The 15,244-nt window shown below is 41.9% G+C and carries 15 protein-coding genes; 8 read left to right on the forward strand and 7 right to left on the reverse strand.

Features of this window, described 5'->3' with window-relative positions; all coding sequences use genetic code 11:
• Positions 1–311 precede the first annotated feature (311 nt).
• Positions 312–995, reverse strand: a complete 684-nt coding sequence (locus H6G18_RS14625; RefSeq protein ID WP_190407834.1) for a hypothetical protein — start codon at positions 993–995, stop codon at positions 312–314.
• 268 nt (positions 996–1,263) lie between these two features.
• Here H6G18_RS14625 and H6G18_RS14630 point away from each other — a divergent pair, with 268 nt between their 5' ends.
• Complete coding sequence (locus H6G18_RS14630; RefSeq protein WP_190407835.1) at positions 1,264–3,249, forward strand: DNA polymerase III subunit gamma/tau; 1,986 nt, start codon at positions 1,264–1,266, stop codon at positions 3,247–3,249.
• A 112-nt stretch (positions 3,250–3,361) separates the two neighbouring features.
• Here H6G18_RS14630 and H6G18_RS14635 read toward each other — a convergent pair whose 3' ends face one another.
• Positions 3,362–4,792, reverse strand: coding sequence for a glycosyltransferase (locus tag H6G18_RS14635; RefSeq protein ID WP_190407836.1), 1,431 nt, complete (start codon positions 4,790–4,792; stop codon positions 3,362–3,364).
• Positions 4,793–5,154: 362 nt separating this feature from the next.
• Between H6G18_RS14635 and ebsA the strand changes: the two genes are divergently transcribed.
• The 5 genes from ebsA to H6G18_RS14660 all read left to right on the forward strand — a co-directional run bounded on the left by ebsA (position 5,155) and on the right by H6G18_RS14660 (position 8,840).
• Positions 5,155–5,529: a type IV pilus biogenesis protein EbsA gene (gene ebsA / locus H6G18_RS14640; RefSeq protein ID WP_190407837.1), complete on the forward strand. Its 375-nt coding sequence runs from the start codon at positions 5,155–5,157 to the stop codon at positions 5,527–5,529.
• 486 nt (positions 5,530–6,015) lie between these two features.
• Positions 6,016–7,107, forward strand: coding sequence for a phosphotransacetylase family protein (locus H6G18_RS14645; protein WP_190407838.1), 1,092 nt, complete (start codon positions 6,016–6,018; stop codon positions 7,105–7,107).
• Positions 7,108–7,209: 102 nt separating this feature from the next.
• Entirely contained in the window at positions 7,210–7,713 is a 504-nt protein-coding gene (locus H6G18_RS14650; protein WP_011318792.1) for a DNA-processing protein DprA, read from the forward strand.
• A 71-nt stretch (positions 7,714–7,784) separates the two neighbouring features.
• Positions 7,785–8,180: an MAPEG family protein gene (locus H6G18_RS14655; RefSeq protein ID WP_190407839.1), complete on the forward strand. Its 396-nt coding sequence runs from the start codon at positions 7,785–7,787 to the stop codon at positions 8,178–8,180.
• 168 nt (positions 8,181–8,348) lie between these two features.
• Complete coding sequence (locus H6G18_RS14660; RefSeq protein ID WP_190407840.1) at positions 8,349–8,840, forward strand: YajQ family cyclic di-GMP-binding protein; 492 nt, start codon at positions 8,349–8,351, stop codon at positions 8,838–8,840.
• Positions 8,841–9,038: 198 nt separating this feature from the next.
• On the opposite strand, the gene H6G18_RS14665 is transcribed toward H6G18_RS14660, so the two are convergent.
• On the reverse strand, positions 9,039–9,596 hold the full coding sequence (locus tag H6G18_RS14665; protein ID WP_190407841.1) for a glutathione S-transferase family protein: 558 nt from the start codon (positions 9,594–9,596) through the stop codon (positions 9,039–9,041).
• 12 nt (positions 9,597–9,608) lie between these two features.
• Positions 9,609–10,073 (reverse strand): hypothetical protein, encoded by a 465-nt coding sequence (locus H6G18_RS14670; protein ID WP_190407842.1) that lies wholly within the window; start codon positions 10,071–10,073, stop codon positions 9,609–9,611.
• A 311-nt stretch (positions 10,074–10,384) separates the two neighbouring features.
• On the opposite strand from H6G18_RS14670, the gene H6G18_RS14675 reads away from it, so the two are divergent.
• The gene (locus H6G18_RS14675) at positions 10,385–11,098 is read left to right on the forward strand and encodes a tetratricopeptide repeat protein (protein ID WP_190407843.1); all 714 of its coding nucleotides are present in this window, start codon (positions 10,385–10,387) and stop codon (positions 11,096–11,098) included.
• Positions 11,099–11,386: 288 nt separating this feature from the next.
• On the opposite strand, the gene H6G18_RS14680 is transcribed toward H6G18_RS14675, so the two are convergent.
• A complete protein-coding gene (locus tag H6G18_RS14680) occupies positions 11,387–11,800 on the reverse strand; it encodes a slr1601 family putative cell division protein (RefSeq protein WP_190407844.1) in 414 nt (137 codons plus the stop codon).
• A 699-nt stretch (positions 11,801–12,499) separates the two neighbouring features.
• Entirely contained in the window at positions 12,500–12,595 is a 96-nt protein-coding gene (psaM, locus tag H6G18_RS14685; protein WP_027404816.1) for a photosystem I reaction center subunit XII, read from the reverse strand.
• A gap of 157 nt (positions 12,596–12,752) precedes the next feature.
• Between psaM and H6G18_RS14690 the strand changes: the two genes are divergently transcribed.
• Positions 12,753–14,006 (forward strand): FGGY-family carbohydrate kinase, encoded by a 1,254-nt coding sequence (locus tag H6G18_RS14690; protein ID WP_190407845.1) that lies wholly within the window; start codon positions 12,753–12,755, stop codon positions 14,004–14,006.
• Positions 14,007–14,592: 586 nt separating this feature from the next.
• Here H6G18_RS14690 and ruvC read toward each other — a convergent pair.
• Positions 14,593–15,084: a crossover junction endodeoxyribonuclease RuvC gene (gene ruvC / locus H6G18_RS14695; RefSeq protein ID WP_190407846.1), complete on the reverse strand. Its 492-nt coding sequence runs from the start codon at positions 15,082–15,084 to the stop codon at positions 14,593–14,595.
• Between the last annotated feature and the right edge of the window lie 160 nt (positions 15,085–15,244).

Genomic DNA, 15,244 nt, shown 5'->3' on the forward strand with positions numbered 1-15,244 from the left:
TACTTACCCTAGATTGTAGCGATCGTTGTGTTAAACAACTCATGATAATTCATGATTTACGTGAAATCCAGTAAAATTAACAGATTTTTCAGTATTTGAGAGATTAGGGAGGACTGAGTAAGATATTCTTTCTCTGCTCCCCTCTCCTGCCTTCCAATACGGTTCGGTTAACAGAGTTATCTGTTGAGGCGAGCTGTTCTTGTGCAGGGGGAGAATAGAAGCAGGGGAAGAGAAATTGCTTAATAATAACTCTCTTCCCTCCCCTGCCTCCCCTGCACCCCCTGCTTATCCGAACCGTATTGCCCTGCCTTCTACTCCCCACTTCCCGATCCCTGACTAGCAGCGTAATATTGATTCATCAAAGCCTCAACAATAATTTGAGGATCATCTGTCTCAATCGCTAGCTGTTCTGCAATCTGTTGGCGTAAGTTTTCGTCCTCTTGTAACATCACAAACAACTGATCAAGGGTGACAGTTTGGTAATCTCCTTCCGGGTTTTCCTCAGTTGCAGAAATGCTTTCCTCTGGGTATAATACATCAGTACTATCCATATCTGGGCCATCATATTCCCAAATGGGTTCGCCTTGATTGCGGCTTAATACCTGCATCCCAATATCATAGGCAAAGTCTCCTACTTGCCCAACGCCCAATTCACCCAGTTGGACTAATCGAGCAGCTAATTCATTATTTGGTGAGGAGGATGCTAGCAATTTTTCGCCAAAGCGCTTTAACCACTCTATCCATTGTGCGGTCGTTACACGATGCTCAATATTTTGCAGCCACTTTTCCGCCCAAGCTTGGCCTCGCGCCTGATGCACTCCTTCGAGAAGTTCAGTGAACAGAAATTCTAAATCTGTGTCACTGAGGGGTGGAGCCGGTTTTTCTGTGACGTTAGAACTAGTTTTAACCGCAGTCTGTTTCCTACCCCTACCAAACAAGCCTTGAAAAAACCTTTTAAGCCATTGGACTAGCCGCCTGAGCATTTGCTGTACCATTTACTATTGTTTCCCCTAAGATTGTAGCGAGCGCAAAGCTCACTATTGCTTTAGCCAAGTCAATAAATGTATATCAGTGAATTTCACAATCTCTTCTAGGGTATGTCACAGCTCACAATATGGGTGGCAAAGTTTAAAATGGTTTAACTTCATTCACGATTCAAAATGGCAAGACTCTTTAGGGGTAAAAATTCTCATGATTGGGTGTAGACACATTTAAGAACAACTTAGTAAATAAATCCTAGAAGGTATTGACTTTTTTTCACCCATGTCTTATGAACCCCTGCACCACAAGTATCGCCCAAAGAGTTTTGCTGAACTGGTGGGGCAAGAGGCGATCGCTACCACGCTTACAAATGCTATCCGTACAGCTAAAATAGCCCCAGCATATTTATTTACCGGCCCCAGAGGTACAGGTAAAACCTCTAGCGCCCGAATTCTTGCCAAATCCCTCAACTGTCTTAAAAGTGACAAGCCCACTGCTGAACCCTGTGGAGTTTGTGATGTCTGTCAGGGAATCACCAAAGGCTACTCCCTCGATGTAATTGAAATTGATGCCGCCAGTAATACAGGTGTAGACAACATCCGCGAATTGATTGAAAAAGCTCAATTTGCGCCTGTACAGTGTCGTTATAAAGTGTATGTGGTTGATGAATGCCATATGCTTAGTAGTGCAGCATTCAATGCGCTACTTAAAACCCTAGAAGAACCACCTAAGCACGTAGTCTTTGTTTTAGCGACAACTGACCCACAACGAGTATTACCCACAATTATTTCTCGTTGTCAAAGGTTTGATTTTAGACGTATCCAACTAGAGGCGATGGTGAAGCATTTGAGTGCGATCGCCTCTAAAGAAAACATTAATATTTCACTAGAAGCAGTAACATTAGTAGCCCAATTATCTCAAGGGGGATTACGAGACGCGGAAAGTTTGCTCGACCAATTAGCCTTGTTACCTGATGGAGTCACACCAGACAAAGTATGGGATTTGGTTGGTTCCGTTAGTGAACAGGACTTATTGTTATTGTTGGGAGCGATCGCCCAAGATAACCCAGAATTAGTATTAGACTGTACCCGCAAAATCTTAGATCGTGGTCGAGAACCCCTAACCATTCTGCAAAATCTAGCCGCCTTCTACCGCGATTTACTCATAGCCAAAACAGCAGCGAATCGTCATGATTTAGTTGCTTGTACCCAGCAAACCTGGGAAGCACTAGTTGAGTCCGCTCAATCTTTGCCCATGAATACAATATTGCTTGGGCAAAAACACCTACAAGAAGCAGAACTGCAAATAAAAAACACCACCCAACCACGTTTATGGCTGGAAGTGACATTACTGGGATTATTACCCAGTGCGAATATTCAACCTACATCTGTAGCCTTTGCACCAAGCGACTACCGCCCATCATCAACTCAGCCGCATTCCCAAAAAGCAACACAAAAAAACCCATCCCCACACCCCACTCTCCCACTCCCCTCATCTTCCAACCATCAAGAAACCGCTAACACATCCACCACCCCCCCATCATCTCCCCCCGTTCCCCCATCCCTTCCATCTTCCAACCATCAAGAAACCGCTAACGGATCCACCCCCCCCCCATCTCCCCCTCCCACAGAGGAAGTCATCGACACACCACAATTTGACTTTGCTCAAATTTGGCAGCAAGTACTTAGTAATATTCAGCAAATGCCCAGACGTGCCTTACTGGGTCAAATGTGTCATCTCATCGATTTTGATGGCGCTGTAGCTCGTATTGGTGTCAAAGGTATGTGGTATGACAAAGTAAAATCAGATGTACCAATGATTACGGCAGCCTTTCAACAGACTTTTAGTCGGGAAATTCAGGTAACTTTAGAAAAAGGTAACGCCTCAAATCCTTCTACAGTCAGGAAAGTAGTCCCAGCCAACAATAACAGTAGCAGTAATGGTCATAACGGCTCCTCCACTGTAAAACAGCCACCGTCACCAACCTACAACCAGAAGCCAGCCGCACCCCCACCACAACAGGCTACACCTAACCTTGCACCAAAAACTGCACCCATAACCCCAAATACAGGAGGCGCAACAACACCACCTCCAACCCCGAACAAAGCACCTCTAGCTGAGTGGGAAACAGATGAAGTTGCGATCGCCGCCCAGCGTCTAGCACAATTTTTTGATGGGCAAATCGTCCGATTTACCGATGATGGCGAAGGATTCTCCGAAATGGCTACATCTGAGTGGGCAGAGGAATCCGATTTAGATGATGAATAAGGGACTAAAGAGAAGACACTATGGACTGTTGACTAATGATTAATATAAAAAATGCAAAATCCAAAAATACCTTTTGAATTTTGCATTTTTAATTTTTAATTACCCTAAGGGGCTATTCTCCATTTCCTGTATGTAACGTTTTTACCCACTTCAACCGCTTTGGTCTAAATGACATCCGCGCTGTGGTACTGCTCATGACTACTAACCAGTGCAGCATATATAAAGTGCCACGCATTGTTTGTAGCAACAATACAAAAGGGGTATTAACTTGTAACTTTTGTTCTTGTCTAATGCGCCGTAAACCAGCAAACATACCGACAACGGACATAGTTACAGATAAGCCTGTCACTGGGCCTAATATTGGTGGACGATGGCGGGTAATTGCCATTAGTACATCGGGAATTGCTGCTGTTGGCAGGATATACATTGTCACCATAAACACCAACATATCCCAAGTTTTCCGCGTCCCCATGCGGTTTTTGAGAATTAAATCCCAATAGTCTAAATAGCGCTGATAGCCGCCTTCTGCCCAACGATTGCGCTGATGCCAAAGGGCGATCGCTGTTGTTACGCCTTCTTCCTGCACTGCTGGGTAAAACAAGCATTCAATATCCCACTTGTCAATATGCAGGCGGAAAGTTAGATCCAAATCATCAGTGATCGTTTCTTCATTCCAACCGCCGCAGCTTTCCAAGGCTTGACGGCGTACAAATTGACCGTTACCCCGCAGTTCTCCAATTCCTCCCAGGGCTGTACGCTGTTGCTGGAACCAAATATCCAGACACATTTCCGCCATTTGTCCCTTGATCCAGAAATTTTCCTTGGCGTTGGCGTTCGCGCTAGCGTCTGCTTGCAGAATCGCTTTTCTCACCTGCACCGCCCCCACCTTTTCCCTTTGAAATAAAGGTACTACATGGAGTAGCATATCTGATGCAACTTGGGCATCAGCATCAAACACGACGATAATTTCACCTTTAGTTAAGGGTAAAACTTGATTTAATGCTCCCGATTTACCACCAGTAGCTTGAGCAGAACGTCTGAGAACTTTTAGTTTGTCGTACTCTTTTGCTAGTTCTGCTAGAACATAATGGGTTTTATCGGTACTGTTATCGTCAATTATCCAAACTTCGTATTGCCCGTTGGGATATTCCAGATTACAAAGATTTTTAGCTAATTTAGCAATGACAGCTTCCTCATTTTTCGCGGCTACCAATATAGATACAAAAGGTAAACTACCCTGAATCTCTTTTTGATAGTGGCGGGGTCTAGCGAAAACTACTCCTAAAGCATGAATACCCAAAATGGTAGTCAACCCTAGTACGAAAATAGACCCCCAGGAAACCAAATGTAGAGCGATTGTACTACTCCAGACGATTGTTAAAACTAGAGCAGCTTTCCCTCTACGTCCTTGAAAACGGGATGGTTGAGACAAATCCCGTGTTTCTACCACTGATTCCTCAGTTGCTGATAGGTCAGACAACAAGGAATTGAGTGGATCAAGCTCTTCGTAGGAATCTTTATCGGGCCAGGAATTCGCTGGCATAAGTTACTTGATTCAAAAACCACTATTTGTCTACACCTCAAAAGAAGCTGGGAATCGGTTAACAACAATTTATTGTTGGCAGAAACTGCAATACCAGTATCCATCACCTTACGGATAAGATTTTAGATGTTATTGCGCCCAGCTTCAAAAAAAGCTAATGCAGCCTTATTTTAACTGACATTTTAATATTTCTTAGCAGTAACTTGTGTTACCACTATCATTCTTGGGGGATAGGCGTATGAAGGTGTAAGGGAAAAAGATTTACCTCTAAACCCTTCATGTGTACAACCCAAATTTTTTGGGAATACTATTGACAACTACTAATATCCCTAGTTGTCAATTAACTTGAGGAATATCCAAAAATGTCTATTGAGCAACTCCAGCCTGCCACTCAACAACAAGCAAGCGTCTACTTGCCTTATATTCAAGGCACTAAACGTAATTCTTTGCCCCTAGCTATCAGTCTTTATCAAAAAGGCATTATAGAAGGGCAACGCAAAATAGAAGCAGGTGAAAACGTTCCCTTTGTCGCCTCTTGGAATGTTGCTACTCTACCATCAGATTTGACCCGTTGCCGAATGCAATTTGATGGTAACGCTGAGCTAAGCTACGAAATTATGATGGCAAGTTTTGAATTTATGAGTTTTTTAATCGAATTAATGGAAAATCACAGACGTTATAAGCTGACAGATTTCTCACAATCTTTTTACCGCAAGCTTCTGCGTATAGATGAATGAACATCTGTTGGGGTGCATGAGTGTAGGAGTGTAGATAAAGAGATACATTCTTGAAACTATGCTCTTATACTCTTATTTATTAATTTTTTCTAAAATATTCCGTCAATTTAAAAATTGACAAATATCTTTTTTAAGAAAAATTATTTGTTTGCATTTAATAATAATATAAGATTCAGAATTTATTTTTGAAATATAGTTAAAATGGGCAATAACTAACGTTTTACGTTTGTAGTAGCCATTTCTCGATCCACAGATAAACAGAATTTCAGGCACAAGCTCAGACTATGCCAACAAGAATCAAATCAGATTACTATAGGGATAATTTTACTATTAAAATTATCCCTCATTTGCACTAATTTAATTATATAAAAGAAGTACAAGTCGAGAAATTCCTCTGTGAGAGCGCCGGAGGTTTCTGCCAGAACCAACTAAAATTAGTAAACACCTGGCTGGGTTTTACTGCCTTTTGAAATTAGGAGTGCGTGTGTGCCAAAATCTGCTAAGTATTTGCTGATTGGCTCAACTGAGACTTATAGCGGTAAGTCCGCAACTGTACTGGGATTGTCTCATCAGTTACAGCAAAAGGGATTAGACATTGCTTACGGCAAACCATTAGGCAATAGTTTGAGTACCTCTGACGGTACTGTAGTTGAAGAAGATGTCCAGTTTATTGCTCTTAGTCTCAACCTGTCGGCAAACCGCATTACTCCCACACTACTGGCTTTAGATGAAGCCAGTATGCAGAAACGTCTGTTTGGTGAAGACAAAACTGATTATCGGCAGACTTTAGTACAGGAGTACTTGCAAGTTCCTCGCGGGGATTTAATTGTGCTGGAAGGCCCTGGGGATCTAGCTGAAGGTTATCTATTTGATTTGTCTTTACTGCAAGTGGCAGATGTTTTAGATGCGTCTGTACTATTAGTCAGCCGATACAGCTCGCTAATTTCTGTGGAGTCTTTATTATCTGCTAAAAAACGTGTGGGCGATCGCCTAATTGGAGTTGTGATCAACGATATCCCGCCTGCACAGTTAGCAACCGTTGAGAACTTTGTCCGTCCCTATCTAGAACAGCAAGGTATCGCCGTCTTGGCGATGTTACCGAAAAATGATTTACTCCGTAGTGTCAGCGTGGGTGAATTAGTCAAACAGCTAAACGCCGAAGTTCTCTGTCGTAGCGATCGCCTAGATTTAATGGTCGAGAGTCTAGCCATTGGCGCAATGAATGTCAATTCTGCGGTAAAGTATTTCCGCAAACGTCGCAATATGGCAGTAGTCACAGGAGGCGATCGCGTAGAAATTCAGCAAGCAGCCTTAGAAACCTCTACCCAATGTCTCATCCTCACCGGACAATTACCACCACCGCAGTTTATTCTCAGCCGTGCTGAAGAATTAGAAATCCCCATCTTGTCTGTTGACTTAGATACCCTCACCACTGTAGAAATTGTTGACCGCACCTTCGGTCAAGTACGAGTCCACGAGCCAATTAAAGTACAGTGCATTCGTCAATTAATGGCTGACCATTTTGACTGCGATCGCCTGTTATCTAAGCTTGGTTTAACGCCTGTCATTACTCATTAGTCCCCAACTCAAAAAAATTAGCAGTATATGACTCAAGTTCGCTTCGCACTTACACGCTCTTTGGTAGAATAACTTGGTTGTTTAATCTGAATACCTCCGTCTTTGAGCCAGTCAACAGACCTTATTAACCTCGATACGTTAGCGCAAGAATTGGCGACAATCCAACAAACAGGTTCTAAACGAATTGCCTTGTTGGGTTCTCGTCATGTGCCGATTACGCATCAAAATCTGATTGAAATGATGACTTACGCCCTGGTTTTGTCAGGGAATCGAGTCATTACCTCTGGTGCTACAGGTACTAACTCAGCTGCCATTAAGGGAGCGATGCGTGCTGACCCCAATTTGCTCACGGTAATTTTACCCCAAAGTTTGGAACGTCAGCCTCAGGAATCCCGCCAGCAACTAGAACAGGTGATGCACCTAGTAGAAAATCCTAGTAATGATAACTTGTCTCTTGCTGAAGCTAGTTACTTGTGCAACAAAGAAATTGTCTCCCGATGTCAGCAGCTCATCTGCTTTGCATTTCATGACAGCCGCACTCTCCTACAAACCTGTGGTGATGCGGAAGAACAAAGAAAAGTGGTAACACTTTTCTACTTTGATTAGTCAACAGTCAATAGTCAACATCTGGACTATGGACTGATGACTAATGGCTAATGACTAACTAACCAGAAAACATGATTATTTTGTTATATTCTATTGCCGCAGCTGCGGTGTTAATTTATCTACCATTTTTGGTGGTGGGTTATGCCCGTGTGAGTGTTGGATATGATATTTCTGCTCCCCGCGCTATGTTTGATAAATTACCACCCTATGGGCAACGAGCTACATGGGCGCACCAAAATTCCTTTGAGGCGTTTATGATTTTTGCCGCAGCTGCACTAATGGCTTATGTTACTGGTGTGAATTCTCCCACAGCCGCATGGACAGCGATCGCCTTTCTGGTGGCTCGTCTGCTATACTCTATCTTCTATATTTTGAATATACCGCCTTTGCGATCGCTGATGTATGCTATCGGCTTTCTTAGTTCTGGTACTCTGATTTTTCTGAGTATCATTCAAGCTAATGGTTGATTGGGGAATGAGCAATTGTAGATTTTTGATTGAACAATCTAAAATTTAAAATACTCGCTGCATCCACTACAAAGAGCGCAAATCCAAAGTTGAAGCAGGAGTGAGATTATTCTCAATCCATATCCTGTCCTTCATCTAAAATCTAAAATCGCAAATTTGACATTTTTTATGGCTTCTACTTATTCCTTTGACATTGTGAGCGATTTTGATCGGCAGGAATTAGTTAACGCTGTTGATCAAGTCATCCGAGACCTAAAAAGTCGTTACGACCTCAAAGATACTCAGACCACTGTTGAGTTGGGTGAAGAAAAAATTACTATTGGTACGGATAGCGAGTTTACCTTAGAGTCCGTTCACAACATTCTCCGGGAAAAAGCCGCCAAGCGTAATCTATCACAAAAAATCTTTGATTTTGGCAAAGTAGAATCAGCCAGTGGTAATCGCGTCCGCCAAGAAATTACCCTGAAAAAAGGTATCAGTCAAGATATCGCCAAGCAAATCTCTAAATTGATTCGGGATGAATTCAAAAAAGTCCAAGCTTCCATTCAAGGTGATGCTGTGCGAGTGTCTGCTAAAGATAAAGATGATTTGCAAACAGTCATCCAACGGTTGAAGCAAGAAGACTATCCTGTGGCGCTACAGTTTACCAATTATCGTTGATGTAGCAGGTGGGTGATGAGTGATGAGTAATGAGTAATGAGTAATGAGTAAGAAATATTTACGTATTACTTATTTTGAGTTTTGAATTGATTCATTGCTCATTACTTTAAAGTCGTCGTAGAATGACGGGGTTTTAGATGCAATTTTTTGATGAAAAAGCGGGGATAATATACCTTCCCCGCTTTTTTTTGGAATTGTTTAAGACCGTCCGCCAATGCTTTTTTTAAATGCTGGTCGTTCAGTTATTTGCTTGATATAGTTCACCACAGCTGGATACTCACTCAAATCTAGTTTGAGCATCATGGGAATGTAAGCTAACATAGACCCGACCGCAACATCAGCAACACTGAATTGATTACCCAGTAAAAAAGGTTGACACTCAAAAATCTCATTTAGAGGAGTCAACAGACGAGGCATTTCCTTTTCTCGATTGGCTTCTACAAAGATACCAGTCCCAAGGGTGGCATTAGCAAAAAGTACCCATTGAGAAAGTATTCCCCTCTCATCTGGTGATAGAGAATTTTTACCGTACTTATCTGTAAGATAGAGCAAAATTGCTCCTGATTCCCAAAGCTGAAAATCACCATCTGCGATCGCGGGTAATTTTCCAAAAGGGTTAATTTTCAAGTAATCGGCTTGGCGATGTTCTCCAGCCTGCATATCTATCAAGACAAATTCGTAAGGAACTTCTAGTTCCTCTAAGTACCACTTGACGATTGAAGCGCGGCTAAAAGCGCCTCCATAGAGTTTCAGCATAATTACCTGGGATTAAAGTACTTTGTGAGTATGAGAATGCTGTTTCACATTATCGTCTTTTGTCACTACTCTATTAGCATTTAATACCCGCTTGCGGTCAAGAGAATATTTAAAATCTGTATAGGTTGTACCTAGAGGAATCAAAGATTTTGCACTTTCACGACGTTTGTATGTACGGGCTGCTGCAAATACTCGTTGTGTAAATTCATCTGCGAACTGAGCCGTATCTGGAAAGCCTGCTGGTAAAATTGGCTCATCTCCGTTCACCACTGAACCCAAGTTAGTTGCACAAGCCAACTTATATGAGGTAGGAATACCTTTCAAAATCGCTTCCAAAGAAGCGGAGGGAATCGGTTCAATTACATCGACTTGATGAACTTCTCCATCTTCCTTGATGAAGCAAGTCGCTAGACCGATGACAATATAATCATCAGCATTGAGGTCGGCTGCGTTTTGTTCAGAAATTGTAGTTGTCATAGGGAGTGGGGCGTCGGGAAAATGGGGAGTGGGAATTGGGGAGTGGGGAGAAATCTTTGTGTAAGTTTCTCCCCCTTGCTCCCTTGCCTCTTCCCTGGCATTTTACCGAATTTGTCACTCTTACTACTTGAATAGTCTTAGAGATTAATATTTCTTGTTTCAGGAATTTACCCTGGGGATGACGTATCTATTACTAGATTGGAGCGTAAATAGTCTGTATCAGGTGTGCTTGTCTTCAAAAGAATTTCTGAAGAAGCTACCGCAACGACTATCAATTGATTTCCCAGACCAAGCAGCTAAGGCAGAAAAACATGAACAGTCACCCATTTTTAGCCTCTGGCGATCAGCAAAATAATTGTCACCAATTTATTGCTAAGACTAAACTTGACCCTCAAGAACATAGTGATAATGGTGACGATGAATTGGGGTTAGGTGACAGCTACTTACGGTCTTGTGCCTTAAGATCAGCACAACAGGGAAATTATACGGCAGCGATCGCTCTACTTAACCAATTGATTAATCGCCACCCCTACAACGCGGTCGATTACAGCAACCGGGGGTTGATTTATTTTCAAAGTGGTCATATCCAACAAGCACTACAAGACTACAACACGGCATTGCAGTTAGATCCTCATTTGGCTAGTGCTTACAATAATCGCGCCAATTATTACGCAGCCTCTGGAGAATTAGCAGCCGCACTAGCTGACTATGATCGCGCTATTGATTTGAATCCTCGTCATGTGCGAGCATGGATTAACCGAGGCATTACTCTCCGCGATTTGGGCGAATATGACCAAGCAATTGAGAATTTTGATATTGCTTTAGTTTTCGGTCAGTTAGAGGGTCATATCTGGGCTGAACGTGGCAGAACTTACCATATTTGGGGTGATTGGAATTGTGCGATCGCTGACTATCGTCGCGCGGTGACTCAATTACCTGCATTGCATGGTCAAAGAGATGTTCCTGGCTATCGTTTGCGTTTACAGCTAGAAATTTGGTTAAATGAATTGCTACCCTCGATGTAATTCGTAATTTGTTTGTTTTTGGTTCGCCTAGTGTTGTACAGGAGTAGCTTTTAAACTATCTGTTGCAATTACTGGTATTCAAAATTAACAATTTAAAAATAAGGAATAATTTTGAATTTGAGTTCGTTAAAGTGATGTGGCTAACGGCTAAAAGATCATAGCTAAAAAAATCAGACCAAACTAGCTATTAACTATTAGCTGTTAGCACTCTGCACCAAAACCCTGTATTTATAAGCCACTGCATCTATAAATAATATATATTATCCCCACTCCAAGGCAATATTTTCCTTAGGGTAAGGGTGTTGAAGCTTCCACGTCTGGGCGCTCTTCATTCGTCAATACAATGGGGATTTGATTAGGAGAGAATCGGTATCCTTGCTGTTGTCTGATACTATTAGCTTGACGTGGATCAAGATTATGGCTCAATTGAGCTTGTAAATCACTGACGCGTCTTTCCATTTGTTTGACTTCAACATTAACTTCGCGCAATTTACTTTGCTGTGACCAGTGATGAGGTAAAAGTTGCATCAAAGCAGCTGCGGCGGCTGATGTAATTGCAATATTAACTGCTATCTTGGCTGTAGTTTCTACTGCCATTAGCCGATAAGAACGTTGGCGTAGATGCCTTTTTGGGCGAGGAACAGCCCGATGTTGTGGTGTGGTGGGTTGTTGCGGAAATTGGGAAGGTTGAAAAGCGTTCATGATGCTCTAGAGAAAATTTCCTGATTGACCTGATTGAACAGCCGAAGTGTCAAGAGCCTACTAGGAGTGATGACGGCTGAGATTAGCTGACATATTACTTCATTTTTTCCAAATTGCTACACGTGTGCTGTTTGTCAAAAGAACACAAAAGACACGTAGGTAACTGGTTGGCACAACTTTAGGGGATTCAGCCACCAGTATTTGGAAACTGCGCCTTGTCTGCCAGGATTATTATTCTTTTAAGGGTTAATGTCAATTCCGAATTGCATTCTCACTTGTGAAGTCCAAGTTACTGTATGATTGTTAGTTTTGTATGTGTTGATTTTTAGAAAAATTAAACTACTCTAAAGTATCAATCAAAACTTGCATTTGTCAATTTCATTTTTTTAATATCTGCCAATTTTTCGATACTTTTAACCGTTAATGAGTTTTTTAGGTGATATTTTGGCTGATTAGCAGTATATGGCTTGAGTCATTATTTAAGTATATATACATAAACTTATACTATAAAAGATTACGATTTTGTATCAATAACCAACTGTATAAATGACTATCTAACAAACAAAACACAACAATCCAGATATTTTGGATTGTTGTGTTTAGGAGTATGAAGCTTGACACAGCATCAAGTCCATCTGATAACTGAATCATGAGAAATTCTCATGATCAGCATTCAAGCAGACTTGATGTTGGGCTTCATTACTTGTAAAGTTCTGTTGCCAAACGCCAAGCTAGAATACCTGGAATCAGGGCTACAACTAGAGCGATGTACACTTGAGTATCTGAGATGGGCATGATTGAAAACCTCCTAAACTCAAATCGATGTTGAATAGTTCGTTTACTACTTTTCCTTGTTTTCCCAGGATTTTGGAACATCTTGTTACAAGATGCAACAAAAGCACTTCTTAGTCAGTAGTCTTGGTTATTTTTCATTAAAAAAATTTATAAAAATATGGGTTGTTATCTGGGAATCGACTTTGGTACGTCTGGCGCTAGGGCAGTGGTAATCGATGAGTCAGCCCAAATCCAGACACAAGTGCGGTATCCTTGGCTTTGGGCTGATTCCTTAGTGTCTAGTTGGCAGAAGGCTTTGTTGACTCTGTTAGGGCAAATCCCTGAAGAGTTGCGGCGAGATATGAAAGCGATCGCCATCAACGGCACTTCCTCTACTGTTTTATTATGCGATGCGATTGGCAACCCTGTAGATACCCCACTACTTTACAACGATGCACGGGGATCATTGGTACTGGAGGAGTTGAAAAATATCGCACCAGCAAATCACACCGTTATAAGTGCTACCTCCAGCTTGGCTAAACTGCTGTGGATGATGCAATTACCATCTTTTGGTGAGGCGAGATATTTCTTGCATCAAGCCGACTGGTTAAGTTTCTTACTGCATGGACGGTTGGGAATTAGCGACTACCACAATGCTTTAAAGCTGGGGTATGACGTAGAAAAGTTGAAATATCCGGAATGGTTAGAAAGTCTGCAAATACCGATTCAGCTACCCAAAGTAGTACCCCCTGGGACTCCAATTGGGGAATTGCGTCCCGAAATTTCCCAACAGTTTTTATTACCTCAAGATTGCTTGGTACGTGCTGGGACAACAGATAGCATTGCGGCGTTTTTAGCGAGTGGTGCGAAATCTCCAGGAGAAGCTGTGACTTCCTTGGGTTCAACGCTAGTACTCAAACTGTTGAGTCATACCCGTGTAGAAGATGCGCGATATGGAATTTACAGCCATCGCCTTGGTGATTTGTGGTTGACTGGCGGTGCGTCGAATACTGGGGGTGCAGTATTACAAGAATTTTTTACTGATGCTGAGTTAGAAAACTTGAGTCATGAGATTGATCCGACAAAAGCCAGTGAGTTAGATTATTATCCCTTGTTGAGAGTTGGCGATCGCTTCCCTATCAATGATCCCAATTTATCCCCACGCCTCACACCACGCCCAGATAATCCAGTCGAGTTTTTGCATGGCTTGTTAGAAAGTATCGCCCGCATAGAAACCCAAGGATATGAATTATTACAAAAATTAGGTGCAGATAGCTTAGATCAGGTTTATACAGCAGGTGGTGGGGCAAAAAATCCCACTTGGACTGCAATTCGTCAAAGACATTTAAAAGTATCTGTAGTTTCGTCTGTGAATACGGAAGCAGCTTATGGTACAGCGTTGCTAGCGATGAAAGGAGTGGATATTTCTTAAAAAGTTCTATTTCCTAAACTGGAGCGGAGCATCGTTGAAAGCAAGCTACAAATTTTTTGCTGATGGACTTCCAGATAAAAAAATATCCAATTAGGTTGGGTGCGTCAGTGCAAGAAAACCTAGCTGTACCAAGAAATTATTCATACTGACGCACCCTACTAACCGTCAATTTGGAATAATTTGTTTTTTGTGTTCCCTGAGTCTCTGCGTCAGTAAATCACGCTATCATTCAGCAACGCCAATTTTCCTTTATCTGGGAGTTAGTGATTACTCCCTATCACAAACTCCCAGATTCTCCTAATTCAGCATCTTCACCTCAGATCAGTATGATTTGTTCACAAATATTTTTTAAATCCGTATCTATCCCAGTGACAATCTACATATCTCGTCTGATACTAGGTTGATTAGATACCAGATTATAGGGTTCCAGGTTCGTCATCTGGGCAGCTATTTGGGGATAGGTGTTTCGCGGTAAGCGAATATCATCTATCCCTTTAATTATCACTACCAATGGAGATGGTATAGGTAAAGGGTTACAGGGACGTGTGACAGGTGACTTGAAAACCCAATTACGTATGTAAAATTTTTACAGTTGAAACCAAGCTGTCAAAGCCACAGCCAACGCATCAGAAGCATCATCAGGCCGAGGAATTTCTGCTAAATCCAACTCTCGTGCTACCGCCTCTTGCACTTCAGATTTATCGGCGTTACCATAACCCGTTAAAGCTAGTTTAATTTGCGCTGGAGTAAATTCGACATAAGGCAAATGGTGCTGTCCCAGGGCTAACATAACTACACCTCTAGCTTGTGCCACAAGGATAGTACTTGACATACGATAGAAGAACAGTTTTTCAATTGCAACTAAATCAGGTTGTAAATTGTCAATCAGGGTGTGCAAATCATCGAACAAGGTACACAAGCGTTGTCCGACCTCTGTATCTGCTGAGGTTCTGATCACCCCAAAATCCAAGACATTGACTATCGTATCTTGTATTTGGGTAGAACTTTGTTGGCAAGTAATTGCCCCAAATCCTAAAATTGCCAGTCCTGGATCTAATCCTAAAATTCGCTTTTCCATTAAATTTTCTGTTAGCAAGTTACAGTTTTATAGATAACACTGGCAGCCTTGATGACTTGCTTTTAGTTTCAATGGAACTAAAAGATTCCATAATTTCATACTTGGTGTTAAAACCAGTTAGTGTACATTTTCTGTTAGTTATTCTCTGTACCACGGCTCC

This window comes from Anabaena subtropica FACHB-260 (assembly GCF_014697105.1).
GTDB lineage: Bacteria > Cyanobacteriota > Cyanobacteriia > Cyanobacteriales > Nostocaceae > Trichormus > Trichormus subtropicus.

What these genes read in the sequence shown, in the direction of transcription:
- H6G18_RS14675 (WP_190407843.1), top strand. Translation starts at nt 10,385, where the DNA reads ATGAACAGTCACCCATTTTTAGCCTCTGGCGATCAGCAAAATAATTGT.
- H6G18_RS14690 (WP_190407845.1), top strand. Translation starts at nt 12,753, where the DNA reads ATGGGTTGTTATCTGGGAATCGACTTTGGTACGTCTGGCGCTAGGGCA.
- H6G18_RS14655 (WP_190407839.1), top strand. Translation starts at nt 7,785, where the DNA reads ATGATTATTTTGTTATATTCTATTGCCGCAGCTGCGGTGTTAATTTAT.
- H6G18_RS14680 (WP_190407844.1), bottom strand. Translation starts at nt 11,800, where the DNA reads ATGAACGCTTTTCAACCTTCCCAATTTCCGCAACAACCCACCACACCA.
- H6G18_RS14625 (WP_190407834.1), bottom strand. Translation starts at nt 995, where the DNA reads ATGGTACAGCAAATGCTCAGGCGGCTAGTCCAATGGCTTAAAAGGTTT.
- H6G18_RS14670 (WP_190407842.1), bottom strand. Translation starts at nt 10,073, where the DNA reads ATGACAACTACAATTTCTGAACAAAACGCAGCCGACCTCAATGCTGAT.
- ruvC (WP_190407846.1), bottom strand. Translation starts at nt 15,084, where the DNA reads ATGGAAAAGCGAATTTTAGGATTAGATCCAGGACTGGCAATTTTAGGA.
- H6G18_RS14665 (WP_190407841.1), bottom strand. Translation starts at nt 9,596, where the DNA reads ATGCTGAAACTCTATGGAGGCGCTTTTAGCCGCGCTTCAATCGTCAAG.
- H6G18_RS14630 (WP_190407835.1), top strand. Translation starts at nt 1,264, where the DNA reads ATGTCTTATGAACCCCTGCACCACAAGTATCGCCCAAAGAGTTTTGCT.
- ebsA (WP_190407837.1), top strand. Translation starts at nt 5,155, where the DNA reads ATGTCTATTGAGCAACTCCAGCCTGCCACTCAACAACAAGCAAGCGTC.
- psaM (WP_027404816.1), bottom strand. Translation starts at nt 12,595, where the DNA reads ATGCCCATCTCAGATACTCAAGTGTACATCGCTCTAGTTGTAGCCCTG.
- H6G18_RS14660 (WP_190407840.1), top strand. Translation starts at nt 8,349, where the DNA reads ATGGCTTCTACTTATTCCTTTGACATTGTGAGCGATTTTGATCGGCAG.
- H6G18_RS14635 (WP_190407836.1), bottom strand. Translation starts at nt 4,792, where the DNA reads ATGCCAGCGAATTCCTGGCCCGATAAAGATTCCTACGAAGAGCTTGAT.